At 58.3% G+C, this 23408-nt stretch carries 24 protein-coding genes; 11 read left to right on the forward strand and 13 right to left on the reverse strand.

The window, feature by feature from the left end; genetic code table 11:
* Positions 1 to 4: 4 nt before the first annotated feature.
* Together AWR26_RS05300 and AWR26_RS05305 are read right to left on the reverse strand one after the other, a co-directional pair.
* The gene (locus AWR26_RS05300; RefSeq protein WP_007370498.1) at positions 5 to 1432 is read right to left on the reverse strand and encodes a M20 family metallopeptidase; all 1428 of its coding nucleotides are present in this window, start codon (positions 1430 to 1432) and stop codon (positions 5 to 7) included.
* Positions 1433 to 1568: 136 nt separating this feature from the next.
* A complete protein-coding gene (locus tag AWR26_RS05305) occupies positions 1569 to 2483 on the reverse strand; it encodes a LysR family transcriptional regulator (RefSeq protein ID WP_007370499.1) in 915 nt (304 codons plus the stop codon).
* A 214-nt stretch (positions 2484 to 2697) separates the two neighbouring features.
* Here AWR26_RS05305 and AWR26_RS05310 point away from each other — a divergent pair, with 214 nt between their 5' ends.
* On the forward strand, positions 2698 to 3039 hold the full coding sequence (locus AWR26_RS05310; RefSeq protein ID WP_064564132.1) for a nitrous oxide-stimulated promoter family protein: 342 nt from the start codon (positions 2698 to 2700) through the stop codon (positions 3037 to 3039).
* Between the two features lie 105 nt (positions 3040 to 3144).
* Here the strand turns inward: AWR26_RS05310 and AWR26_RS05315 are convergent, their stop codons facing one another.
* From AWR26_RS05315 to hypA, 7 genes are read right to left on the reverse strand one after another with little or no spacing between them, the layout of a single operon-like run.
* Entirely contained in the window at positions 3145 to 3573 is a 429-nt protein-coding gene (locus tag AWR26_RS05315; protein ID WP_064564134.1) for a TOBE domain-containing protein, read from the reverse strand.
* A gap of 42 nt (positions 3574 to 3615) precedes the next feature.
* Entirely contained in the window at positions 3616 to 5691 is a 2076-nt protein-coding gene (gene flhA / locus AWR26_RS05320; RefSeq protein WP_064564136.1) for a formate hydrogenlyase transcriptional activator FlhA, read from the reverse strand.
* Positions 5692 to 5747: 56 nt separating this feature from the next.
* On the reverse strand, positions 5748 to 6758 hold the full coding sequence (gene hypE, locus AWR26_RS05325) for a hydrogenase expression/formation protein HypE (protein ID WP_064564138.1): 1011 nt from the start codon (positions 6756 to 6758) through the stop codon (positions 5748 to 5750).
* Complete coding sequence (gene hypD / locus AWR26_RS05330) at positions 6755 to 7876, reverse strand: hydrogenase formation protein HypD (protein WP_007370505.1); 1122 nt, start codon at positions 7874 to 7876, stop codon at positions 6755 to 6757. The genes hypE and hypD overlap by 4 nt, the downstream gene beginning before the upstream one ends.
* Complete coding sequence (locus AWR26_RS05335) at positions 7876 to 8148, reverse strand: HypC/HybG/HupF family hydrogenase formation chaperone (RefSeq protein WP_007370506.1); 273 nt, start codon at positions 8146 to 8148, stop codon at positions 7876 to 7878. The genes hypD and AWR26_RS05335 overlap by 1 nt, the downstream gene beginning before the upstream one ends.
* On the reverse strand, positions 8139 to 9011 hold the full coding sequence (gene hypB, locus AWR26_RS05340) for a hydrogenase nickel incorporation protein HypB (RefSeq protein ID WP_007370507.1): 873 nt from the start codon (positions 9009 to 9011) through the stop codon (positions 8139 to 8141). Before hypB ends, AWR26_RS05335 begins: the two co-directional genes overlap by 10 nt.
* 3 nt (positions 9012 to 9014) lie before the next feature.
* The gene (gene hypA, locus AWR26_RS05345; protein ID WP_043952466.1) at positions 9015 to 9362 is read right to left on the reverse strand and encodes a hydrogenase maturation nickel metallochaperone HypA; all 348 of its coding nucleotides are present in this window, start codon (positions 9360 to 9362) and stop codon (positions 9015 to 9017) included.
* Positions 9363 to 9560: 198 nt separating this feature from the next.
* Here hypA and hycA point away from each other — a divergent pair, with 198 nt between their 5' ends.
* The 9 genes from hycA to hycI all read left to right on the forward strand — a co-directional run bounded on the left by hycA (position 9561) and on the right by hycI (position 17375).
* On the forward strand, positions 9561 to 10028 hold the full coding sequence (gene hycA / locus AWR26_RS05350; protein WP_064564140.1) for a formate hydrogenlyase regulator HycA: 468 nt from the start codon (positions 9561 to 9563) through the stop codon (positions 10026 to 10028).
* A 95-nt stretch (positions 10029 to 10123) separates the two neighbouring features.
* Positions 10124 to 10732 carry a 4Fe-4S dicluster domain-containing protein gene (locus AWR26_RS05355; RefSeq protein ID WP_035890220.1) on the forward strand — a complete coding sequence of 203 codons (609 nt, stop codon included), beginning with the start codon at positions 10124 to 10126 and terminating at the stop codon, positions 10730 to 10732.
* Positions 10729 to 12543 (forward strand): formate hydrogenlyase subunit 3, encoded by a 1815-nt coding sequence (hycC, locus tag AWR26_RS05360; RefSeq protein WP_064564142.1) that lies wholly within the window; start codon positions 10729 to 10731, stop codon positions 12541 to 12543. Before AWR26_RS05355 ends, hycC begins: the two co-directional genes overlap by 4 nt.
* A 2-nt stretch (positions 12544 to 12545) precedes the next feature.
* Positions 12546 to 13472, forward strand: coding sequence for a respiratory chain complex I subunit 1 family protein (locus AWR26_RS05365; RefSeq protein ID WP_043952470.1), 927 nt, complete (start codon positions 12546 to 12548; stop codon positions 13470 to 13472).
* A 12-nt stretch (positions 13473 to 13484) separates the two neighbouring features.
* A complete protein-coding gene (gene hycE / locus AWR26_RS05370; RefSeq protein WP_064564144.1) occupies positions 13485 to 15194 on the forward strand; it encodes a formate hydrogenlyase subunit HycE in 1710 nt (569 codons plus the stop codon).
* A 16-nt stretch (positions 15195 to 15210) separates the two neighbouring features.
* A complete protein-coding gene (locus AWR26_RS05375) occupies positions 15211 to 15753 on the forward strand; it encodes a formate hydrogenlyase complex iron-sulfur subunit (protein WP_043952472.1) in 543 nt (180 codons plus the stop codon).
* Positions 15753 to 16517 (forward strand): NADH-quinone oxidoreductase subunit B family protein, encoded by a 765-nt coding sequence (locus AWR26_RS05380; protein ID WP_064564146.1) that lies wholly within the window; start codon positions 15753 to 15755, stop codon positions 16515 to 16517. Before AWR26_RS05375 ends, AWR26_RS05380 begins: the two co-directional genes overlap by 1 nt.
* A complete protein-coding gene (locus AWR26_RS05385) occupies positions 16517 to 16927 on the forward strand; it encodes a formate hydrogenlyase maturation HycH family protein (RefSeq protein WP_007370516.1) in 411 nt (136 codons plus the stop codon). Before AWR26_RS05380 ends, AWR26_RS05385 begins: the two co-directional genes overlap by 1 nt.
* A complete protein-coding gene (hycI, locus tag AWR26_RS05390; RefSeq protein WP_064564148.1) occupies positions 16920 to 17375 on the forward strand; it encodes a hydrogenase maturation peptidase HycI in 456 nt (151 codons plus the stop codon). The genes AWR26_RS05385 and hycI overlap by 8 nt, the downstream gene beginning before the upstream one ends.
* Before the next feature lie 25 nt (positions 17376 to 17400).
* Here hycI and AWR26_RS05395 read toward each other — a convergent pair whose 3' ends face one another.
* Positions 17401 to 18357 (reverse strand): GGDEF domain-containing protein, encoded by a 957-nt coding sequence (locus AWR26_RS05395; RefSeq protein WP_064564150.1) that lies wholly within the window; start codon positions 18355 to 18357, stop codon positions 17401 to 17403.
* A gap of 58 nt (positions 18358 to 18415) precedes the next feature.
* A complete protein-coding gene (locus tag AWR26_RS05400; RefSeq protein ID WP_064564152.1) occupies positions 18416 to 19330 on the reverse strand; it encodes a LysR substrate-binding domain-containing protein in 915 nt (304 codons plus the stop codon).
* Positions 19331 to 19427: 97 nt separating this feature from the next.
* On the opposite strand from AWR26_RS05400, the gene AWR26_RS05405 reads away from it, so the two are divergent.
* Positions 19428 to 20288, forward strand: a complete 861-nt coding sequence (locus tag AWR26_RS05405) for an aldo/keto reductase family oxidoreductase (protein WP_064564154.1) — start codon at positions 19428 to 19430, stop codon at positions 20286 to 20288.
* Between the two features lie 103 nt (positions 20289 to 20391).
* Here AWR26_RS05405 and AWR26_RS05410 read toward each other — a convergent pair whose 3' ends face one another.
* Both AWR26_RS05410 and AWR26_RS05415 read right to left on the reverse strand, forming a co-directional pair.
* Positions 20392 to 21387, reverse strand: coding sequence for a LacI family DNA-binding transcriptional regulator (locus tag AWR26_RS05410; RefSeq protein WP_064564156.1), 996 nt, complete (start codon positions 21385 to 21387; stop codon positions 20392 to 20394).
* 21 nt (positions 21388 to 21408) lie between these two features.
* Positions 21409 to 23274 (reverse strand): beta-glucoside-specific PTS transporter subunit IIABC, encoded by a 1866-nt coding sequence (locus tag AWR26_RS05415; protein ID WP_064564158.1) that lies wholly within the window; start codon positions 23272 to 23274, stop codon positions 21409 to 21411.
* Between the last annotated feature and the right edge of the window lie 134 nt (positions 23275 to 23408).

A 23408-nucleotide genomic window follows, 5' to 3' on the forward strand; every position in this document is an offset into this window, starting at 1 on the left:
ATCCTTATAACGTGGCCGGGCGTGGCTGGATGGGCGGCATCACCTCTTCCGGGATAGGGCAGTGATACGGTTTTTCGCTCACCTGCTCGAAGTGCGCTTTTTTCACTTGCGCCAGGAGTACCTTGTCGGTCAACACATCGACGGCGGTGGCGGCCATCACTTTCGCCACATGGGAAAGGCCTTTATGGGCGGCAGGCATCTTGCCTTGGGCGGTGAGTTGCCAGGAGTGGCCCGGCGTGCCAATCGCCATGGTGGGAATATGCGCCTGCACGGTCGGCAGCACCCAGCTCACGTCGCCGACGTCGGTGGAGCCAATCATTACTTCGCCGTGGGTATCCAGCGGGATGATGTAGTCGCTGAGCGGTTTCGGGTTTGCGGGTTTAATCCCGGTTTTGCGGTAGCAACTGGCAATCTCCTCTTCGGAGAGCGTGCCCTGGATTTCAGCGGCAAAGGCCATGTCGGCATCGTCGAACGGCACCGTACCAAGGCTTTCCAGATTGCGCTGCATCGCCTCTTCCAGCGGACGGTTGCCGAGCAGGTTAGAGACGGCGCTCATGATGCTGATCTCCACTTTGGTGTCGGTCATCAGCGCTGCGCCCTGCGCCACACGTTTTACTCGTTCGTTCAGTTCAAACATGGCGTGGACATCGCGCGCGCGAATGGCATAGCGCACCGCTGCTTTCGCCTGCACCACGTTTGGCGCAATGCCGCCGGAATCGAGCATCGCGTAATGGATGCGGGAATCCTGCGGTACATGCTCACGCAGAAACTGGACGCCCACGTTCATCAATTCTGCGGCGTCGAGCGCGCTGCGGCCTAAATGTGGGGAGGCGGCGGCGTGGGAGGAGCGGCCGGTGAAGAAGAAATCCATGCGGGTATTGGCCAGCGACAGCGGTTTCGCCACTTCATGATGTGCGCTGGGATGCCAGGTGATCGCCACATCAACACCGTCGAAAGCTCCGGCGCGCGCCATAAAGGATTTCGCCGCGCCGCCTTCTTCTGCCGGACAACCGTAGTAACGCACGCGGCCCGGCGTGCCGGTCTCTTCCAGCCAGGCTTTCAGCGCGGTGGCTGCCAGCATGGCGCCGGAGCCGAGCAGATTATGCCCGCAACCGTGTCCATGACCGTTGCCCGGCAGCGGCGAGTAGTGCGCGACGCCGGAGGCCTGGCTCAGACCAGGCAGTGCATCGTATTCACCGAGGAAAGCGATGATCGGCCCGCCGCTTCCCGCTTCGCCCATTACGGCGGTCGGAATCCCGGCGACGTTTTCAGTGACGCGGAAACCTTGCGTTTTTAGCATGGCGGTATGTTCGGCCACCGAGCGATATTCGGTGTAGCAGATCTCTGGTGTACCCCATACACGATCGCTGAGATCGCAGAAATCGTGCTGATAGTTCTCTACCCACTTCCAGACTAACGCTTTGTTTTCCATGATACTCCCCAGTTTGGTTGGTCGGCATAATGCGCACGCGTTAACGTCGCTGTACCACCAGAATGAGGGCAACTGTTCGCAAAAGGCCAATGAGCAATTCACACTGGCTATTCCGTTCTTGCATAGTCTGCCGCCATCAGGCGGCATGGGCGGTTTCGCTCTGCTGGATCAACTGCCAAAGTTGTTCCGCTTGTGGGTTGCGCAGCACCGGCTGGCGATAGAGACGGATCGCCAGTTTGATCTCCTGGTCACTGCTACCAGCGCGCACCAGCGTGCCGTTTGACAACTCCTCATGAACAAGGCTTAGCGGCAGCCAGGCGACGCCACCGCCGGCCAGCGTCATCGCTTTCAGGTTGGCCGACATGCCGTTTTCATACACGGCTTCCAGCGGCAACGGGCGTTCGCTCAGCATTTGCGCCAGCGCATGGGCGAAAAAGGAGTGGCTGCCGTAGCTCAGCCATGGAATCGGGCGTCCATTGGGGTTGATGGGGTAAAGTGGCTGCCCGCCGCTGTCTGGTCGGCAGACCGGGATCGCCCATTCGCGGCCTAAATGGATCATCGGGTAAGGCGCAAGCTGGCGGATCAGCGACACTGCGTCGTGGGCGTAGGTAAGCAGAAAATCGGTTTCGCCGCTGTGCAGGGTGGCGATGTGCTCGACAAAGCTCGGCTTGGAGTTGCACATGCGGATATACCCAAGCTGGTGTTGCAGGTTCAGGCGCTGGATCCAGTCCGGAAAAAAAGTCAGCGACAGGGTATTGAGCATGGCAAAGCGCAACACCGCCGTGCGGGAACGAAAGCGCTGGTTGAGATCGTTACGCAGATGGGTCATGGCGAACACGGTTTCGCTGGCGGTGGCGTGAAAGGCTTCGCCCTCCGGCGTCAGCGTGACCGGATAGGTTTTGCGATCGAACAGCGGGACGCCAAGCCACTCTTCCAGTTGGCGGATGCGACGGCTAAGGGCGGACTGGGTGATGTGCCGCTCATCGGCGGCGCGCGTGAAGCTAAGACTGCGGGCGACACTGAGAAAATCTTCGAACCATTTCAATTCCATAGCGATACCTTGTGAAATGAATGGGAAAACGTCTCCTCGGGTAAACAGTCAGTTACGCAAGAAACGCGCCACTCTTGCAGGCGGGCGTTCACGCGCATTGTGGCGTAGAGTCGGGGAAGAAGCCCCCATGATTGCGCAGAAAGTGCACTAATGAGGTGCAACGGAGTAACATTAAGATGTATTATGAATGCATCTTAATTAATGGATATTGTGTATGTCTGGTCCACGGATCCTGCGGGAGAAACTGACCATCCGCAAAATGATCGCACTCTATCAGCGTGCCTGTCCGGATGCGGTTAGCAGTGAGTCGCACTATGCGAATCTGTACGCTTATGCGGAAAAACGGCTGGATAAGTGCGTGTTCGGCGAAGAGAAACCGGCCTGCAAGCAGTGCCCGGTGCACTGTTACCAGCCCGCGAAGCGCGAAGAGATGAAGCAGATCATGCGCTGGGCGGGGCCGCGCATGTTATGGCGGCATCCGCTGTTGACGGTGCGCCATTTGGTTGACGATAAACGCCCGGTGCCAGAATTGCCGGAGAAGTATCGGCGGAAATAGGTTTGGCTATCCGGCGTTTTTGGCAGATCGATGAATTATTCCATTCACCAGCGGCGCAGGCCGGAGGGCAGCTTTGCCTTATCCGGCCTGCAACTGCGGCTGCACTCAGGCGCGCGTAGCGATCAAAATCGCCGACGCCTTAATCAGCGCAATCACCCGTTTACCGCTGTTCAGTTGCAAATCCTGCACGCTTTCATTGGTGACAACTGCCACCAGCTCAAACCCGGCGTCGGTCTGCACATGCACCGTGGCATTGACCGCGCCTTCGCTCACCGAGGTGACTTTCCCGGCGAACTGATTGCGGGCGGAGAACTTCAGCCCGCTATCTTCGGTCGCCAGCGTCACCCATGGCGCTTTGATCAGCGCGATAGCCTCTTTGCCTGGCGTCAGCCCCAGCGCCGCCTGGCTGCTGCTGGTGACAATCGCCACCAGTTTTGCGCCACCGTCGAGGGTGAGTTCCACTTCATCATTCACGGCACCGTGAGAAGTCGCACTGACCTTACCTGTTAACTGATTACGCGCTGAAACTGCCATAGACCCTCCATTATGTATGGATATGCTGAATGTTTTTGCAGCTTAACATAATGCGTCTTTATTGATACCTAAACGTTTCATGCGCGAAAGCAGGGTGGTGCGTTTAAGCCCCAGCCGCTGTGCGGCGCCTTTTGGCCCGGCGACCACGCCGTTGGTTTCGCGCAGCACGCGAACAATCAACTGGTACTCATCTTCACCTTCGCGTGCCACTTCAGCAGGCTCCGCTGCTGGCTGAGGTGGAACGGTGATTTCCGGCAGCGAAAGTTGCAGCACATTACCGTGCGTCAGCAGTACCGCTCGTTCAATGACATTCTCCAGCTCGCGCACGTTGCCCGGCCACTCCATGGAGCTCAGCACGCGTAAGGTTTCCGCCGGAATACTGTCGATGCTGCGGCCCATTTTGCGGGCAATTTTGAAGGTGAAGGCTTTCACCAGCAGCGGAATGTCTTCCGGCCGTTCGCGCAGCGGCGGCAGATGAATCGGGAAGACATTCAGCCGGTAGTAAAGATCGCTGCGGAACTCGCGATCGGCGACCATCTGTTTCAGATCGCGGTTGGTGGCGGCGATCAGCCGCACATCGGTCTGGATTAGCTTATTACTGCCGAGCCGCTCGAACTCCTGCTCCTGCAATACGCGCAGCAGTTTCGGTTGCAGTTCCAGCGGCATGTCACCCACTTCATCAAGAAACAGCGAGCTTTTATCCGCCAGCTCGAAGCGGCCAATCCGCTGGGTGCTGGCACCGGTAAACGCGCCGCGCTCATGACCAAAGAGATCGCTTTCCAGCAGCCCGGCGGGCATGGCGGCGCAGTTCATCTTCACCATTCTGCGGCTGTTGCGATCGCTGAGATTATGGATCGCGCGGGCAATCAGCTCCTTGCCGGTGCCGGTTTCGCCGAGGATCAGCACCGTGCTGTTACTTTGCGCTACCATCTCAACCTGTTTCAGCACGCTGAACATCGCCTGGCTGCGGCCGATGATCTCGCCAAACTCGCTATCGACATTATTTAGCTGCTCGGTCAGCGCCAGGTTTTCATCCACCAGCCGCTCCTTCAGGCGGTGAATTTCCTGGTACGCCAGCGCGTTATCCACGGCGATGGCGATGCGTTCGGCGATCTGGCGCAGCAGCTTGAGATTCGCCTGGGTAAACACCTCTTTTTGGCACTGTGCCAGTTTCAGCACGCCGAGCAGATTTTTGCCAGACATCAGCGGCAGCAGGCACAGCGTCTGGATCTGGTTGCCCCAGGTTTCAAACAGCATTCGCTCGTAGGGCGCGAGTTTGTCGCGCTCGTGCAGATTGAGCAGCAGCATCTCTTTGCTGCGGAACACCCGTTCGGTCAGCGTTCCCTCTTCGTCGGCTTCCTGAATCTCATGCTTCGGATTCAGTTCATCTTTGTAGTGCGTCGAATAGATAGTCAGCTTGCCTTTGCGGCTGCCGCGCAGCACCAGGCTGATGGCGTCGATGCCGAAATAGTAGTGGATCTCTTTCGCCACCTCGCTGACCAGCTCGTCCATATGCAGCCGCGAGAGCACCGCATTGGTGATGGCTACCAGAATGCGAAAATCGTCCCGCTCCTGGCACAATAATTGGTAATCCGGCGTCTGGTTGTCGCGGCTCTGGAGCTGCTCGGCGACCACGGCGACGATTTGCGCCAGGGTGTGCAGGCGTTCGCTCTCTTTGTCGCTCCACGGTTGCCCGTCGCGGCGAAAAAATTCGCAGCCGCCGAAAATTTGCCCCTCCGCCGCCAGCGGCAGCAGGCAGTAGTGCGCAAACGGCGGATAGAGCCGGTTCTGCGTCAACGCCGGCCAGGTTTCCGCAAACGTGGCTGCGCTGCAATAGAGCGCCTGCGGGTGGGAAAGAATGTGCCTGACCGGCCCTCCCGCCAGCAGTAAATGATCCTCATAAGTTGCATTGTTTGCAGGGGCGTTGACGGCGTAGCGGCTGGCGCTGTGGCTGTCTGCATGCCACAGCACAATCGCCGCGCTATCCGCGAGTGCCGCCTGGCGGGTCAGCCGGGCCAACGTTTCGCTGAGTGACGCCATATCCGGCTGTTGTAACAAAACACGGGTGATATCGAACAACCCCTGTTGTCCGAGATCGCTCATCGGTGTATACGACATATTACTCATCCAGGAACACACTCGCAGGTGTGAAAAAAATAATAAAAAACAAAAAATTAGCAAATACGCGGCAACGGTTCCGCGTGGGGTAAATCTAACAGGCGTTTAACGCCGTACAGCCCCGCCAGGCGCACGCCCTGACGTTCAACCACTTCACCAATAATCGCTGCCTCTGCGCCAAGCGGGTGAGCGCGTAAACGTGACAGCGCCTGCTCTGCGGCCTCGCGCTGTACGGCAATCACCAGTTTGCCTTCGTTGGCAAAGTTCAGCGCTTCCAGCCCCAGTAACTCGCAAACGCCGCGCACCGCCGGTTTCACCGGTAACGCGGCTTCGTTGAGTTCGATACCGAAGCCGCAGGCTGCGGCAAACTCATGCACTACCGCATTCACGCCGCCGCGCGTGGCATCGCGCAGCGCTTTCACGCCGGGAAGATCGTGCAGGGTGGCGATTAACGGCGTCAGCACTGCGCAATCGCTGGACAACTCGCCGTCCAGCCCCAGCCCTTCGCGCAAGTTAAGAATCGTTGCGCCGTGATCGCCCAGCGTGCCGCTTGCCAGCAGTACATCGCCCGGTTGCAGCGACTGCGCCGCCCAGCGAATTGAACGTGGAATCGCGCCAATCCCGGCAGTGTTAATAAATAGCTTATCTGCCGCGCCGCGCTGCACCACTTTGGTATCGCCGGTCACAATTGCGATATCGGCCGCGCGGGCGGTGGCGGCCATGCTATCGACGACGGTTTTCAGCGTCGCCATCGGCAGGCCTTCTTCAAGGATAAACCCGCAGGAGAGATAACGCGGTGTCGCGCCGCTGACGGCGATGTCGTTGGCGGTACCGCACACCGCCAGCTTGCCAATATTGCCGCCGGGAAAGAACAGTGGATCGATCACATAGCTGTCGGTGGAGAACGCCAGCCTGTCGCCGCTGGCGGCCAGCGCGGCCAGATCCAGCCGCGCCTGATCTTCCTGCTCGGCCAGCCACGGGTTGGCAAACGCCTCCATAAAGAGCTGGCTGATAAGCTGCTGCATCGCCTGGCCGCCGCTGCCGTGGGCGAGTTGGACTTCATTCATACTTCACACTCCTGAGCGCGATACTGATACCAGGCCGCGCAGGCTCCTTCTGAGGAGACCATCAGCGCGCCAAAGGCGCTTTGTGGATTACAGGTGTTACCAAACAGCGGGCACTGGTGCGGTTTGCAGCGGCCGGTCAGCACATCGCCGCAGCGGGCGCGCGGATCGTCATACACCTGCTGCGCGGCCGGGCGAAAGTGCGCTTCGGCATCGAACTGCTGATAAGCCTGCGTCAGATGGACTCCGGATTCGCCAATCACCCCCAGCCCGCGCCACTCGCTGTCGCCGCTGACGGCAAACACATCGGCAATCGCAGCCTGCGCCAGCCGGTTACCTTCATCCGGCACGACGCGGCGGTACTGGTTTTCCACCCGGCTTTGCGCAGCGATTTTCTGTTCCACCAGCATTACCACGCCCTGCAACAGATCCAGTGGTTCAAACCCGGCAACCACCAGCGGGCGGCGAAATTCTTCGGCAATAAAGGTGTACGCGTCGGTACCGATCACCATGCTGACATGGCCGGGTGCAAGGAATGCGTCGATGCCGTTATCCGGCTGTTCCAGCAGACTGCGCAGCGTTGGGATCAGCGTAATATGCTGGCAGAAGAACCAGAAGTTATTGATGTTGCGGGCTTTCGCCTGCTGAAGCGTGATCGCCGTAGCGGGCATGGTGGTTTCAAAACCGAGGCCGAAGAACACCACTTTGCGCTGCGGATTTTTTTCCGCCAGCGCCAGCGCATCCATCGGTGAATAGACGATGCGCACATCGGCACCGCGCGCTTTTGCCTGTAACAGCGAGCCCTTTTTCCCCGGCACGCGAATGGCGTCGCCGAAAGTGCAGAAGATCACTTCCGGATGGCTGGCGATCTCCACGCAGGTATCGATGCGTCCCATTGGTAACACGCACACCGGACAGCCAGGCCCGTGGATAAACTCGATGTTTTCCGGCAGCAGCTGATCGAGGCCGAATTTAAAGATGGCGTGCGTATGGCCGCCGCATACTTCCATAATGCGCAGCGGACGCGCGGCGGTATAGCTAAGATGAGAGGCCCGTTCGCGCAGATGGGCAATCAGTTGCATCACCTGTTCCGGGGCGCGATATTCATCGACAAAACGCATTATTTCTCCTCGCCGTAGAGCAGCGCGCCGACATCCGGCTCGACATCGAACATGTTTTGCAGCGCCGCCAGCGTATCCAGCGCCTCCGCTTCGTTAATCACGCTCATGGCAAAACCGACGTGCACCAGCACCCACTGGCCGAGACGCGGCTGGCCGTGTTCATCGTGGCTGCCGACCAGGGTTAAATCCACGTCGCGCTGAATGCCGCAGACGTCCACTTTGGCTTGCAGGCCATCAATGGCGCAAATTTGCCCCGGTACGCCTATGCACATCGTTGCGTCTCCAGCCAGTCGAGCCAGGCGTCCATCCCGTCGCCTTTGGTGGCGGAAACCAGCAGGATCTCAATCTGCGGGTTCACTTCACGGGCGTAGGCGATGCAGCGCTCGACATCAAAATTGAGGTACGGCAGCAGATCCACTTTATTCAGCAGCATCAGTGAGGCGGCGGCGAACATGTGTGGATATTTCAGTGGCTTGTCTTCCCCTTCGGTCACTGACAGCACCGCCACTTTATGGCGTTCGCCCAGATCGAAGCCCGCCGGGCATACCAGGTTGCCGACGTTTTCAATAAACAGAATGCCGCGATCGTCGAGCGGTAGACGCGGCGCAGCATCGGCAATCATCTGCGCATCCAGGTGGCAACCCTTGCCGGTGTTCACCTGAATCGCCGGGGTACCGGTGGCGCGAATACGCGCGGCGTCATTGACGGTTTGCTGATCCCCTTCGATCACCGCGCAGGGGACGCGCGCATTCAGGCGCTGCAGGGTTTCGGTGAGCAGAGTCGTTTTGCCGGAGCCAGGGCTGGAGACCAGGTTCAACACCAGTTGCTGGCGGGCGGCAAAGCGGGCGCGGTTGCGGGCGGCGATCTGGTTATTTTTATCCAGTACGTCGATCTCCACTTCCAGCATCCGGCGCTGGCTCATGCCCGGCGCGTGGGTGCCGGCTTCGCCGTGACCGTAATGCAAATCGCCGTTACCCGATTGGGTGGGGGTGAACTCTCGGGTATTGACGCGGGTTATAGTTAGCGCAGGGCGCGCAGCAGGGGCGAACGGTGCGCTGCGAAACGCAGAGTGCGGGTTATGTTCGTCACCCTCGATATAAAGGTTACCGTCCTGACAACCACATGTTGTACACATTGTTTACTCCTCAATTTCCAGGCGCTGAATTTGCATTCCATCGTCGGCAACGATCTGCAACTGGTCGCTGTGGCATTGTGGGCAGCGGCGAACACGCTGGGTGAGCAGCGTGACGTACTGCCGACAAGACTCGCACCAGCACTCCGCTTGCTGTTGTTCGATGTGCAGTGTACAACCTTCAGCCAGGCTGCCACGGCACACCAGATCAAAACAAAACGTTAAAGCTTCGGTTTCGACACAGGAAAATGCGCCCACTTTTAACCAGACGCCGGTAACCCGACGCGCACCGTTCGCGGTGGCCTGTTGTTCAATAATTTCCAGCGCCCGCTGGCACAAAGTGATCTCATGCATAATCCCTCCTTATGAGTTGCCGCGTTAATGCAATAAGAGTGCCATGAGTGATGTTGACACTGTGACGATGTCGAACCTGTCGAGATGACACGTCGAAATTAGCGAATATTTTTATTTATTCCTTTAATAATCAACAAATTAAATGTTGGCATGGATGATGCTTTACCGCCGTTGTTTCAATTAATCAGGTAAGCAGACATGACGATTTGGGAAATTAGCGAAAAGGCAGATTACATTGCCGGGCGACACCATCTCCTGCAGGAGGAGTGGCGCAGTTACTGTAACGCGCTGGTTCAGGGGATCACGCTGTCAAAAGCGCGCCTGCACCATGCCATAGGTTGCGCGCCAGAGCAGCAGCTCAGTTTTGAGCTGTTCGGTCACTTCACGGTCACCGTCTCTCTGACCGGCGGCTTTAATGGCCATACCATCGAATATGCGATTGCCAATAAAGATGGCAGCGATAAACGCTTGATAGCAAAGGCACAGCTCACCAGCGACGGCAAAGTGGACGGCGTTATCAGCACCCACGATCGTGAAAAAGTGCTGGAACACTATCTGGAAAAAATCGCCACGGTTTACGACAGCCTGTACGCGGCGATGGAAAACGATACCCCCATCAATCTCTCTCTTCTTGCCAGCAGCGCGCACGCGTCTGCGCTGGCCTGAGTTTGGGTGTCGAGATGTGTCGAAGTGACACGTCGTGCGACTGATTTCGTCAAAAATGACCGCCCGGACTGGGTGAATCACCTGAGGATTAGCTGGTGAACCGTTTTGTAATTGCCGACCCGGCGCTCTGTATCGGCTGCCACACCTGCGAGGCGGCCTGCGCGGAGACGCACCGCGCGTATGGCTTGCAGTCGATGCCGCGGCTGCGTGTGATGCGTAATGAACATGAATCCGCGCCGCAGCAGTGCCACCACTGCGAAGACGCGCCCTGTGCGGGCGTTTGTCCGGTAAACGCCATTAATCGCGTCGATGGCGCGGTGCAGTTAAATGAAAGCCTGTGCGTAAGCTGCAAACTGTGCGCGATTGCCTGCCCGTTTGGCGCTATCGAATTTGCCGGTAGCCGTCCGCTGGATATTCCGGCCAACGTTAACTCGCCGCTCGCGCCCGCCGCGCCGCCTGCACCTGCGCGCGTCAGCACGCTGCTGGACTGGGTGCCCGGCGTGCGGGCTATCGCCGTGAAGTGCGATCTTTGCCATTTCGATGATCAAGGCCCGGCCTGCGTGCGGATGTGCCCGACCAAGGCGCTGCATCTGGTCAATAACCTCGATATCGCCCGCGCCAGCCGTCGCAAACGCGAGCAGACCCTGAATACGGACTACGGCGATTTGTCGCTATTTACCCAGCTTAACCGGAGTGCAAAATGACGATTCTCTCGTTGCTCAACGGCGCGGTGGCGGTGTTTACCTGCGCTGCTGCGCTGGCGTACCTGTTTACGCGGGCGAAAATTCTCAGCGGCTGGCTGGCCGGTCTTGGCGGCGCAATCGGCAGTGCCATGGCGACCGCTGCCGGGTTATTGTCGCTGCTGGGCGCCGATGCCGTTTCTGGCAGCCTGACGCTGTTGCAGTATCCGTTACTGGTCACGCCGCTGCGTGCCGTGTGGGTGATCACTTTCGGCCTTTGCGGCCTGCTTATCAGCCTCTATAACATCCACTGGCACCGCCATGACGCGGTGAAAGCCAACGGGTTGTTGATCAATTTGCTGCTGGCCGCCGCGCTGTGCGCCGTCTGTTCCGCGAATCTCGGCGAGCTGGTCGTGATGAGCGAAATCATGGCGCTGAGCGCGGTGTTTCTTACCGGGTGCAGCGCCTCTGGCAAATTGTGGTTCGCCATGGGGCGTCTTGGCACGGTGCTGCTGGCGCTGGCCTGCTGGTTTATCTGGCAGCGTTATCACACGCTCGATTTTGTTCAGCTTAGCGGACAACCGCTGAGCAGCGGTGTCTGGCTGCTGGGGGTAATTGGTTTTGGTCTGCTGGCGGGGATTATTCCGCTGCACGCCTGGGCGCCGCAGGCGCACGCCAGCGCGCAAGCACCGGCCGCCGCGCTCTTTTCTACCGTGGTGATGAAAGTCGGGCTGTTCGGCATTCTCAGTTTCTCCTTGCTGGGCGGCCAGCCGCCGCTGTGGTGGGGCGTTGTACTGCTGGTGTTCGGCATGATCACCGCCTTTGTCGGCGGTCTGTATGCGCTGATGGAGCACAATATCCAGCGCCTGCTGGCGTATCACACGCTGGAAAACATCGGCATCATTTTGCTCGGCCTTGGCGCGGGCGTAACCGGGCTGGCATTGCAGCAGCCGGCGCTGATGGCGCTGGGGCTGGTTGGCGGTCTGTATCACCTTTTCAACCACAGCCTGTTTAAGAGCACGCTGTTTCTTGGCGCAGGCGCGCTGTGGTTTGGCACCGGCTATCGCGATATCGAAAAACTGGGCGGTATCGGCAAAAAAATGCCGCTTATCTCGCTGGCGATGCTGGTCGGGCTGATGGCGATGGCAGCGCTGCCGCCGCTCAATGGCTTTGCCGGTGAGTGGGTGATTTATCAATCCTTCTTCAGCCTGAGCGGTAGTGGTCACTTTGTTCTGCAACTGATTGGGCCGCTGCTGGCCGTTGGCCTGGCGATAACCGGTGCGCTGGCGGTGATGTGTATGGCGAAAGTCTATGGCGTCACCTTCCTTGGCGCGCCGCGCACCCCGCAGGCGGAAAACCCGCAATCTATTCCCTGGTTGATGACCGCAAGCGTGGCCGTGCTGGCGCTCTGCTGCGTTATTGGCGGCGTTGCTGCGCCGTGGCTATTGCCGCGTCTGTATGCCGCCGTACCGCTGCCGCTGCATACCGCGAACACGGTGGTGTCACAACCGATGATCACGCTGCTGCTGATTGCCATGCCACTGCTGCCAGTGCTGTTGATGGTGCTGTTTAAAGGCGATCGTCTTCCTTCCCGCAGCCGTGGCAGCGCCTGGGTCTGCGGCTACGACCATGAAGGCTCAATGGTGATCACCGCCCACGGTTTTGCCATGCCGGTAAAAACCGCATTTGCCCCGGTGTTGAAGCTGCGCAAATGGCTGGAGCCCACGCTGATTCTGCCCGGCTGGCGTACCGACGCGGCGCAGCTGCTGTTTCGTCGGCTGGCGCTGATTGAGCTGGCGGTGCTGGTGGTTGTGGTGATTTCCCGAGGAGCCTGATGATGAGTTTTCTATATGCGTTATTGCAGGCGCTGGTGCTGTTCGCCTTTGCGCCGCTACTGTCCGGTATCAGCCGCGTGGCGCGCGCCCGGTTGCACAATCGCCGTGGGCCTGGCGTGCTGCAAGAGTACCGCGACCTGTTCAAATTGCTGGGCCGCCAGAGTATTGCGCCTGCGGCGTCCGGCTGGGTATTTCGCCTGATGCCGTTTGTGATGGTGGGCGTGATGCTGACCATTGCGACGGCTTTGCCGGTGATCACCATTAACTCGCCGCTGCCTTTGCTGGGCGATTTGATCACCCTGATCTATCTGTTCGCCATTGCCCGCTTTTTCTTTGCCATTGCCGGGCTGGATACCGGTAGCCCGTTTACCGGCATCGGTGCCAGCCGCGAAGCGATGCTGGGCGTGCTGGTCGAGCCGATTTTGCTGCTCGGTTTGTGGGTGGCGGCGCTGGTCGCGGGTTCCACCCATATCAGCCATATCACCGACACCGTTTACCACTGGCCGCGCGAGGCTTCAATCCCGCTGTTTCTGGCGCTCTGCGCCTGCGCGTTCGCCACCTTTATCGAGATGGGCAAACTGCCGTTTGACCTTGCGGAAGCGGAGCAGGAGTTGCAGGAAGGGCCGCTGTCGGAGTACAGCGGCAGCGGCTTTGCGCTGCTGAAGTGGGGCATCAGCTTAAAACAGCTGGTGGTGCTGCAAATGTTTGTCGGCGTCTTTCTGCCGTGGGGGCAGATGAGCAGCTTCAGCGCGGCGGGTCTGCTGCTGGCGCTGGTGGTGGCGGTAGTGAAATTAATCGTTGGCGTACTGGTGATTGCCCTGTTTGAAAACAGCATGGCGCGCTTGCGTTTTGCTGCCACGTCACGTGTCACCTGGGCCGGGTTCGGCGTTGCCTTTTTAGCGTTCGTCTCCTTACTGGCGACGTATTAAGAGAGTTTATGCATGTCTGAAGAAAAAATCGGTCAACACTATCTGGCTGCGCTGCACGAGAAATTTCCCGGCGTAGTGCTGGATGAAGCGTGGCAGACCAAAGACCAAATCACCCTTACCGTGAAAGTGAACTATCTGCCGGAGGTGGTGGAGTTTCTTTACTACCAGCAGGGCGGCTGGCTGTCGGTGCTGTTTGGTAACGACGAGCGCAAGCTGAACGGCCACTTTGCCGTTTACTACGTTCTGTCGATGGAGCAGGGCGTCAAGTGCTGGATAACGGTGCGCGTTGAAGTCGATGCCCTGAAACCGGAGTATCCGTCGGTGACGCCGCGCGTGCCTGCGGCCGTGTGGGGCGAGCGCGAAGTGCGCGATATGTATGGCCTGGTGCCGGTCGGTTTACCGGATGAGCGCCGCCTGGTGCTGCCGGATGACTGGCCGGATGAACTCTATCCGTTGCGTAAAGACAGCATGGATTATCGCCAGCGTCCCGCGCCGACCACCGACGCGGAAACTTATGAATTCATCAACGAGCTGGGTGACAAGAAAAACAACGTGGTGCCGATTGGCCCGCTGCACGTTACGTCGGATGAACCGGGCCACTTCCGCCTGTTTGTGGATGGCGAGAACATTGTCGATGCCGACTACCGCATGTTCTATGTGCATCGCGGGATGGAGAAACTGGCGGAAACCCGCATGGGTTACAACGAAGTCACCTTTCTCTCGGATCGCGTGTGCGGCATCTGTGGTTTTGCCCACAGTACCGCTTACACCACCTCGGTAGAGAACGCGATGGGCATCGTGGTGCCGGAACGCGCGCAGATGATCCGCGCCATTCTGCTGGAAGTGGAACGTCTGCACTCACACCTGTTAAACCTCGGTCTGGCTTGCCACTTTGTTGGTTTTGATTCCGGGTTTATGCAGTTTTTCCGCGTGCGTGAAACGTCAATGAAGATGGCGGAAATTCTCACCGGGGCGCGTAAAACCTACGGTCTGAACCTGATTGGCGGTATTCGCCGCGACATGCTGAAAGACGATATGGTGCAGACGCGCGCACTGGCGCAGCAGATGCGCCGCGATGTGATGGAGCTGGTTGATGTGCTGATGAGCACGCCGAATATCGAGCAGCGCACCGTGGGTATTGGTCGTCTTGATCCGCAAATCGCCCGCGATTTCAGTAACGTCGGCCCGATGGTGCGCGCCAGCGGCCACGCTCGCGATACCCGCGCCGATCATCCATTTGCCGGTTACGGCCTGCTGCCAATGACTGTGCACAGCGAGCAGGGCTGCGATGTGATTTCCCGCCTGAAAGTGCGTATCAATGAAGTGCTGACCGCGCTGAACATGATCGATTTCGGTCTGGATAACCTGCCCGGCGGCCCGCTGATGGTCGAAGGCTTTACCTATATTCCGCACCGCTTTGCCCTTGGTTTTGCCGAAGCGCCGCGCGGGGATGATATCCACTGGAGTATGACCGGCGACAACCAGAAGCTCTATCGCTGGCGCTGCCGTGCGGCGACCTACGCCAACTGGCCAACGCTGCGCTATATGCTGCGCGGCAACACCGTTTCCGATGCGCCGCTGATTATCGGCAGCCTTGATCCTTGCTACTCCTGTACCGACCGCATGACGGTGGTGGATGTGCGCAAGAAGAGAAGCAAGGTCGTGCCGTACAAAGAGCTGGAGCGTTACGGGATCGAGCGTAAAAACTCGCCGTTGAAATAGTGGGAGAACGCTAGCGATGTTTACCTTTATCAAAAAAGTGATCAAAACCGGGACGGCAACCAGCGCGTATCCGCTTGCGCCGATGCCGGTAGATAAAAACTTCCGCGGCAAACCGCAGCACAATCCGCAGCAGTGCATCGGCTGCGCGGCGTGCGTCAACGCCTGCCCGTCAAACGCGCTGACGGTGGAAACCGATCTGGCGACTGGCGAACTGGCCTGGCAGTTTAATCTCGGGCGCTGCATTTTCTGCGCCCGCTGCGAAGAAGTGTGCCCAACGGCGGCGATTACGCTCTCTCAGGAGTACGAACTGGCGGTGTGGAGCAAAGCCGATTTTCTGCAACAGTCGCGCTACGAGCTGTGCCAGTGCCGCGAATGCGCACGGCCTTTCGCGGTGCAGAAAGAGATCGATTATGCCATTGCGCTGCTGGCGCATAACGGCGATACCCGCGCCGAGCAGCACCGCGCCAGCTTTGAGACCTGCCCGGATTGCAAACGCCAGAAATGCCTGGTGTCGTCCGACCGCATCGAATTGACCCGTCATATGAAAGAGGCCAGCTAATGAGCCAGCTATTAGGTCCGCGCGATGCGGACGGTATTCCGCTGCCGATGACGGTGGAGGAATCCATCGCCAGCATGAAAGCCTCGCTGCTGAATAAAATCAAACGCTCCGCTTACGTTTACCGTGTGGATTGCGGCGGCTGCAATGGCTGTGAGATCGAGATTTTCGCGACGCTTTCGCCGCTGTTCGATGCAGAACGCTTCGGCATTAAAGTGGTGCCTTCGCCGCGCCACGCCGACATTCTGCTGTTTACCGGCGCTGTCACCCGTGCGATGCGTTCACCGGCGCTGCGCGCCTGGCAATCTGCGCCGGATCCCAAAATCTGTATCTCCTACGGCGCGTGCGGTAACAGCGGTGGTATCTTCCACGACCTGTACTGTGTCTGGGGCGGCACGGATAAAATCGTTCCGGTGGATGTCTATATTCCCGGCTGCCCGCCGACGCCTGCCGCCACGCTGTATGGTTTTGCCATGGCGCTGGGGCTGCTGGAGCAGAAAATTCATGCCCGTCTGCCTGGCGAGCAGGACGATCAACCGGCAGAGATCCTGCATTCGACTATGGTGCAGCCGCTGCGGGTGAAGGTGGATCGCACTGCGCGTCGCCTCGCGGGTTACCGCTATGGCCGCCAGATCGCCGATGATTACCTGCGTTTGCGCAGCATCGGCGAACATGAAGTGGTGCGCTGGTTAGCGCAGGAGAACGATCCGCGTCTGACCGAAATTGTCACCCACCTTAATCAGGTGGTGCAGGAGGCGAAAATCTGATGAGCGAGACGGTGGCCTTTAGCCAGTTGCGGCGGAAATTTGTCGATGAGAACGATGCCACGCCGCCGCAGGCGCAGCAGGTGGTCTATTACTCTCTGGCGATTGGTCACCATCTTGGCGTGATCGATTGCCTGGAAACGGCGCTTTCCTGCCCGTGGGAGGCTTATCTGGCGTGGATCGGCACGCTGGAGAGCGGCAGTGAAGCGCGGCGAAAAATGGAAGGCGTGCCGCGTTATGGCGAAATTGTTATCGACAGTACGCACGTAATGATGCTGGCCAACGCCTTTGACCGGGCGCTGGCCGGGCAGAACGAACAGCAGCAGGCCTGGAGCAGGGCGCTGCTGTCGATGCTGCACGACATTCACCAGGAAAGCGCTATCTATTTGATGGTAAGGAGATTACGTGACTGACGTATTACTTTGCGTGGGCAACAGCATGATGGGCGACGATGGCGCAGGCCCGTTGCTGGCGCAGATGTGTGCGGAAAACCCGCAGGGAAACTGGCGCGTGATCGACGGCGGCAGTGCACCGGAAAATGACGTGGTGGCGATCCGCGAGCTGCGACCAACGCGGCTGCTGATTGTGGATGCCACCGATATGGGGCTGAACCCCGGCGAGACGCGCATTGTCGATCCCGATGACATTGCGGAAATGTTCCTGATGACCACCCACAATATGCCGCTCAACTATCTGATCGATCAGTTGAAAGAGGATATTGGCGAAGTGATTTTTCTTGGCATTCAGCCCGATATTGTCGGTTTTTACTACCCGATGACGCCGCCGGTGAAAGCGGCGGTAGAGACCATTTACCAGCGGCTGGCTGGCTGGGAAGGCAACGGCGGGTTCGAGCCGCTATAAACAGCGCCGGGTTTCCGGCGCTGCATTAACGACGGCGTTTTTCTGAGTACATCACCTTATCGCAATCTTCCAGCATACTGCGCAGCGTGGTGTACTTATCGCCGCCGTTTTCAATCATGCCGTACGAGTAGTTGATGTGATAATTCTTGCCGGATAGATGGTCGATGGCATCGATGCGTGATTGCAGATCGAAGAGAAACGCATCAGCGTTGTGAGTCGGCGTATTCGCCAGTAACACCGCAAACTCACCGCCGCCAAGCCGGGCGGCGATATCCTGATCTTTCAGGCATTTGGTTAGATTACTGGCGAAGGTTTTTACCACCTCATCACCCTCTTTATTCCCCAGCAATTCATTGATCGATTTCAGATTGTCGATGCTGAAATAGAGCAGGCTGAGATCTTTTTTATGCTCTTTGAGCCAGGCAAAACGTTTCTCGCCGGAGCGGTAAAAGCCGCGGCTGTTGGGCATGCCGGTCAGCAAATCGGTCATTGCCATGCTGAGGATCAGAAACTCATCTTCTACAATGGCGGCGAAATCGAGCAGAGTATTGATTTCCGCACTGGAAAACGGGCGCGGATAGGTATCGATGACGCAGATGGTTCCGGCAATTGCGCCGTCCGGCAGCCGCACCGGGCAACCCGCATAAAATCGCACCCACGGCTCGCCAACAACAAACGGGTTTTCGGCAAAGCGCGGATCGGCAAGGGTATCTTTGACAATAAACACGCCCTCTTCGAGGATCGCGTGCGCACAGAACGACAGATTGCGTGGCGTTTCGTAGGTATCGACGCCGCTGCGTGACAGCAGCCACTGACGATCGCGATCGAGCAGGCTTATCACCGCGATGGGGACGTCAAAGGTGGTCTTGGCCGTGCGGGTGAGCCGGTCAAAACGTTCATCATCCTTTTTGTCCAAAAGATCCATCATATACAAAGATTTAAGCCGCTCTCTTTCATTAACTGGCATGGCCGGGAAGATCATAGGGCATCCTCAATTTTCTTTGTTTTTTAAAGTGTAGACAGATCTTCCCATCGTTGCGTTATATATCCGTGGCTTGCCCCTGCGCGCGGATAAAATTGATAAATGCCTGTAATGGCGCAGGGATTAAGCGCCGCGAATTGTAATAGAGCCACGGGCCGCTAAATGATTGCCACCAGGGTTCCAGCAACGGCGTCAACGCGCCGCTTTCGAACGACGGGCGCAGCCACTCTTCAAACAGATAGATGATGCCGCTACCGGCAATCGCCGCCTGCACCGCCAGCTCCACCGCGCTGCCGACGCTGACCACTAGTGAACCATTCACCTGAATGCGCAGGGTTTCACCCTCGCGGGTAAATTCCCACTCCGGCATTACGCCGCTGGCGTAGCGCCCGCGAATGCAGTTGTGGCTAATCAGATCGCGCGGGTGCTGCGGCAAGCCGTAACGCTGCAAATAGGCCGGTGCCGCCGCAGCGGCAAAACGCTGACGGCGCGGGCCGATGGGCAGCGCCACCATATCCTGTTCCAGGCTTTCGTCGTAACGGATCCCTGCATCGCAATTGTCGCGAAACACATCCTGTACATTGCTCTCAGCGACGATCTCCAGCCGAATGTCCGGGTATTGCGCCAGAAAAGGGGGGATGATGGCGGGCAGAACCAGCCGCGCCGCACTGACCGGGACATTCAAACGCAGCGTGCCGCTCGGCGTGGTGCGATAGCGGTTGATGGCATCCAGCGCAGCATCCACTTCGCTCATTGCCGGTTGCAGACGCTCCATCAGCGCTCTGCCTGCCTCGGTCAGCGCCACGGTGCGGGTGGTACGGTTAAACAGCCGTACGCCGAGTTGCTGCTCGGCGCGGCGCACTGCGTCGCTCAGGCGGGAGGGGTTGGAACCGGTCACGCGCGCGGCTTCACGGAAACCTCCGGCGTTGGCGACCGCGACAATGGCATTTAACAGGGCGAAATCCAGCTTCATTGTTCGGTTCACCGTACAGTGTGTATTAATTTTGCTGGATTGTTGCACAGCTATACAGCTCCTACAATCGGGTTACTTAACGCACAGGAGGTTTTCCATGTCTCAATCCACGCTTACTTATCGTCTTGGCGATCGTCAGGTTGGTCGTCTGGGTTATGGTGCGATGCAACTGGCTGGCCCTGGCGTGTTTGGTCCGCCTGCGGACGAAGCAAAGGCGCTGGCGGTATTGCGCGATGCCGTTGCTGCCGGGGTGAATCATATCGACACCAGTGATTTTTATGGTCCGCATGTCACCAATAAATTGATTAAACAGGCGCTGCACCCCTATCCGGACGATTTATGCATCGTCACCAAAGTCGGCGCGCGTCGTGATGATAAAGCCAACTGGCTGCCCGCCTTCAGCGCCGAAGAGTTGACCAGTGCGGTGGAAGATAACCTGCGTCATCTCGGTCTGGAGACGATAGAGGTGGTCAATCTGCGTTCGATGTTTGGCGTACACGGGCCGGAAGAGGGGCCGCTGGAAGCGCCACTGGAGGCGTTGATCAAACTGAAAGAGCGCGGGCTGATCCGCCATATCGGGCTGAGCAACGTTACGGCGAAACAGGTGGCCGACGCGCAGAAAATGACGCCGATTGTCTGCGTACAGAACCTGTATAACGTCGCTAACCGTCAGGATGATGCGCTGGTGGATAGCCTGAATGCGCAGGGCATTGCTTTCGTGCCGTTCTTCCCGCTGGGCGGTTTCACGCCGTTGCAATCTGGTGAGCTGAACGAGGTGGCGCAATCGCTTAATGCCACGCCGATGCAGGTGGCGCTGGCGTGGCTGTTGCAGCGTTCGCCGAATATCCTGCTGATCCCAGGCACGTCATCGCCGCAGCATTTACAGGAGAACATGGCGAGCGCGAACCTCGTGCTGCCGCCGGAAGCGCTGGAAAAACTCAACGGCATTGGCGCGTAGCTTCTGCGCCGGATGGTTGCCCCGATCGGGCCTGTGAGATCGCGTCGGTTCATCGGCCCGATAAAGCATCGCCGCCATCCGGCAATCAGCCGCCGCAGAGCCATTATTTGGGGGGCGCCACCGACTCGCGGCACACCAGTTCACCTTCGTGTGAACGGGCCGCGTGCTCACCTGGCGTCAACAGAATGTCGATGGCGTGACGGATCATCGCCTCCATCGGCACATGAATGGTGGTGAGTGACGGGTTGTAATACTTGCCGAGCACCGAATCGTCAAACCCGGCCAGCGACACATCCTGCGGCAGGCGCAGCCCCGCTTCCAGACAGGCTTTCGCCACGCCAATCGCCATATCGTCATTGCCCGCGAGGATGCAGGTAAACGGCACCTTACGCGCTAACAGTTCACGCCCTGCGGCATAACCGCTGTCGGTAGACCATGCGCCATGTACCAGCAGTTGCGGGTCTGGCTCAATACCGGCGCGGCGCAGCGCCTGCTGGTAGCCCGCCAGGCGTTTTTCCCCGGTTGGCGAACCTTCAGCACCGGCAACAAAAGCAATACGCGTATGCCCCTGCGCTAACAGGTGAGCCATCATCGTTTCACAGCTTTGTTGATGATCGACAAACACGCACTGGTTGAGGTGGCGGGAGAGTTCACGGTTGATGACAACGATGGGCGTCTGGCTGTTATCGATAATTGCGTCCAGCTCATCGACCGTCAGGTATTTGGGGTAAATCATGATTGCTTCACAGCGCAGCGACATCAGCAGATCGATAGCGTCGCGCTCTTCCTGTGCGCTGTGTTTACCGTCTGCCAGCACCAGTTGTCGGCCATGTATTTCACTGTTGGTCGCCGCGTGGTAAGTCAGGCTGGCGAAAAACGGGCCGTTATACAGCCCGTTGGTGATCACCAGCCCCACTGAGTTGGTCTTATTATTGGCAAGATTGCGCGCCAGCTGGTTGGGGCGATAGCCCGTTTCGGCAATGGCCTGGAAAATGCGTTCCTTCACTTCCTCACGGACAAAAACTTTGCCATTCAGCGCGCGCGATACCGTCGCTTTCGACACGCCAGCCAGCCTGGCGACATCCAGTATCGTTACCATTTTTCGACCTCACTCTTGTTATTATGCTGGCTGCGCTCCTGTCTCCAGTGACATCAGCGGCATGCCGGGGCTGACGGCGCCCTGCGACTGATGGCGAGTCAGCGTAAATTCATCACTGTTCACCACCAGCACCGGCGTGGTCAGATCGTAACCCGCCTGCTCAATGCGCGCTTTATCGAACTCCAACAGCGGCGTGCCAGCGGTGACTCTGTCGCCCTCTTTCACCAGCGGCGTAAAGTATTGACCCTGAAGGTTAACGGTATTCAGACCAACATGGATCAGTAATTCTGCGCCATTATCACATATCAGGCCGATAGCGTGATGCGTGTCAATTAATGTGGCGACCTGCGCGTCACACGGAGCGACCACTTTGCCTTCGTGAGGAACGATCGCCACACCGTCGCCGAGCACTTTCCCGGCGAAGGCTTCATCGGGCACGTTTTCCAGTGCGATCACTTCGCCTTTAATCGGGCTGAGCATCTGTAATGAACCGACCTTCAGCGGTGCCGGTTCAGCGCTTTCCTGCCGATCTTCAAAACCGACAAACTGCACCATCACAATAGTCAGCACAATCGCGGTGCCTGCGCCAACCAGTTCGCCAATAAACGACATTGGCGCATCCGGGCTAATGGCATTCACCAGCGTGAACAGGCCGGGCAGCGCCGCATAAGCGTAGTAGAGGCTGCCAAACAGGCTGGCGACCACTGCACCAATTGCTCCGCCAATACAGCCGCAGATAAACGGTTTTTTAAAGCGCAGCGTCACGCCGTAAATGGCCGGTTCAGTGATGCCGAAAATGGCGGTAACACCCGCAGAAAGCGAGGTGGCTTTTAGCGCTTTATTGCGGCTTTTGATAAACACGCCAAACACGGCGGCCATCTGGCCAATCACCGCGATGGTCTGGTAAGCCTGGAATGAGTCATAACCCTGGGTATCGAAGTTCGCCATGATCACCGGTGTGATCCCCCAGTGAACGCCAAAAATGACGATCACCTGCCATACGCCGCCAATGATTGCCGCGGCAACGGCCGGAGCGGCATGGAATAGTGTGTTATAGCCATGAGCAACGCCCAGCGCGGCCCAACTGGTAATCGGCCCAATCACCACCAGCGTCAGCGGCACGATCACCACAAAACAGAGAAGCGGCGTAAACAGCGGGCTTATCACTTCCGGCAGCCATTTTTCGACGCGGCGTTCAAACCAGGAGAGCGCCCAGACCAGGAACAGCGGCGGCAGCACCGATGAGGTATAGACCGTTTCTGCCAGCGGGAAGAAGAGGAATTTCACTTCGCTACCGGCGGCGATTTTTCCGGCCAGAGCCGTCCACTCCGGGTTGATCAGCGCACAGCAGCAGAGCACGGCAATAAACGGATTACATTTAAAATGGCGCGCTGCGGTAATGGCGATAAACACCGGCAGAAAGGCAAACGGCGTCCAGGACATAAAGTTAAGAATGGCGAAGGTGCCAGTGGTTTTGATATCCGCGTCCGCAAGGCCCAACAGAATCAGCAGCCCCTGCAGAATCCCGGCGGCGGCAAGAATATAGACAATCGGGGCAAACACCGCCGACATGGTGGCGATGACCGCATCCAGCCAGCGTGTTTTCGGCTGCGCTGCACCACTGTCTTTCTCTTTCACCATGCCGCTCAGGGCGTTAAATACATCAGCGACATGAGTGCCGATAACCACCTGGAACTGACCGCCGCTCTCCACCACGGCGATAACGCCGGGCAGGCTCTGGATGCTGGTTTTCGCCGTGGCGGGCGTTTCGTTTAATACCAGACGCAGGCGGGTCGCGCAGCGGGAGAAGTTGTTGATGTTCTCTTCGCCACCCACCTCGCGCAGGATATCACTCGCTAACTTATTGTAATCCCTGATAACGGCCATTTTTGTTTACCTTTTATTATCGGTGACTGAGTAGGTGTATCTAGGTGAAACCGGTTTCATGCTAACCTGGTCAGATCGCCGTGCAACCGGTTTCATGGAAAACTGCGAAGGAAATCACGCCACAATATTTGGCC

Source organism: Kosakonia oryzae (genome assembly GCF_001658025.2).
Classification (GTDB): Bacteria; Pseudomonadota; Gammaproteobacteria; order Enterobacterales; family Enterobacteriaceae; genus Kosakonia; species Kosakonia oryzae.

Coding starts and splice junctions, on each gene's coding strand:
- AWR26_RS05335 (WP_007370506.1), bottom strand. CDS start 8,148: ATGTGCATAGGCGTACCGGGGCAAATTTGCGCCATTGATGGCCTGCAA.
- AWR26_RS05375 (WP_043952472.1), top strand. CDS start 15,211: ATGTTTACCTTTATCAAAAAAGTGATCAAAACCGGGACGGCAACCAGC.
- hycA (WP_064564140.1), top strand. CDS start 9,561: ATGACGATTTGGGAAATTAGCGAAAAGGCAGATTACATTGCCGGGCGA.
- hycC (WP_064564142.1), top strand. CDS start 10,729: ATGACGATTCTCTCGTTGCTCAACGGCGCGGTGGCGGTGTTTACCTGC.
- hycE (WP_064564144.1), top strand. CDS start 13,485: ATGTCTGAAGAAAAAATCGGTCAACACTATCTGGCTGCGCTGCACGAG.
- AWR26_RS05400 (WP_064564152.1), bottom strand. CDS start 19,330: ATGAAGCTGGATTTCGCCCTGTTAAATGCCATTGTCGCGGTCGCCAAC.
- hypA (WP_043952466.1), bottom strand. CDS start 9,362: ATGCATGAGATCACTTTGTGCCAGCGGGCGCTGGAAATTATTGAACAA.
- AWR26_RS05385 (WP_007370516.1), top strand. CDS start 16,517: ATGAGCGAGACGGTGGCCTTTAGCCAGTTGCGGCGGAAATTTGTCGAT.
- hypE (WP_064564138.1), bottom strand. CDS start 6,758: ATGAATGAAGTCCAACTCGCCCACGGCAGCGGCGGCCAGGCGATGCAG.
- AWR26_RS05315 (WP_064564134.1), bottom strand. CDS start 3,573: ATGGCAGTTTCAGCGCGTAATCAGTTAACAGGTAAGGTCAGTGCGACT.
- AWR26_RS05410 (WP_064564156.1), bottom strand. CDS start 21,387: ATGGTAACGATACTGGATGTCGCCAGGCTGGCTGGCGTGTCGAAAGCG.
- AWR26_RS05380 (WP_064564146.1), top strand. CDS start 15,753: ATGAGCCAGCTATTAGGTCCGCGCGATGCGGACGGTATTCCGCTGCCG.
- hypB (WP_007370507.1), bottom strand. CDS start 9,011: ATGTGTACAACATGTGGTTGTCAGGACGGTAACCTTTATATCGAGGGT.
- AWR26_RS05305 (WP_007370499.1), bottom strand. CDS start 2,483: ATGGAATTGAAATGGTTCGAAGATTTTCTCAGTGTCGCCCGCAGTCTT.
- AWR26_RS05405 (WP_064564154.1), top strand. CDS start 19,428: ATGTCTCAATCCACGCTTACTTATCGTCTTGGCGATCGTCAGGTTGGT.
- AWR26_RS05365 (WP_043952470.1), top strand. CDS start 12,546: ATGAGTTTTCTATATGCGTTATTGCAGGCGCTGGTGCTGTTCGCCTTT.
- flhA (WP_064564136.1), bottom strand. CDS start 5,691: ATGTCGTATACACCGATGAGCGATCTCGGACAACAGGGGTTGTTCGAT.
- AWR26_RS05300 (WP_007370498.1), bottom strand. CDS start 1,432: ATGGAAAACAAAGCGTTAGTCTGGAAGTGGGTAGAGAACTATCAGCAC.
- AWR26_RS05395 (WP_064564150.1), bottom strand. CDS start 18,357: ATGATCTTCCCGGCCATGCCAGTTAATGAAAGAGAGCGGCTTAAATCT.
- AWR26_RS05415 (WP_064564158.1), bottom strand. CDS start 23,274: ATGGCCGTTATCAGGGATTACAATAAGTTAGCGAGTGATATCCTGCGC.
- AWR26_RS05310 (WP_064564132.1), top strand. CDS start 2,698: ATGTCTGGTCCACGGATCCTGCGGGAGAAACTGACCATCCGCAAAATG.
- hypD (WP_007370505.1), bottom strand. CDS start 7,876: ATGCGTTTTGTCGATGAATATCGCGCCCCGGAACAGGTGATGCAACTG.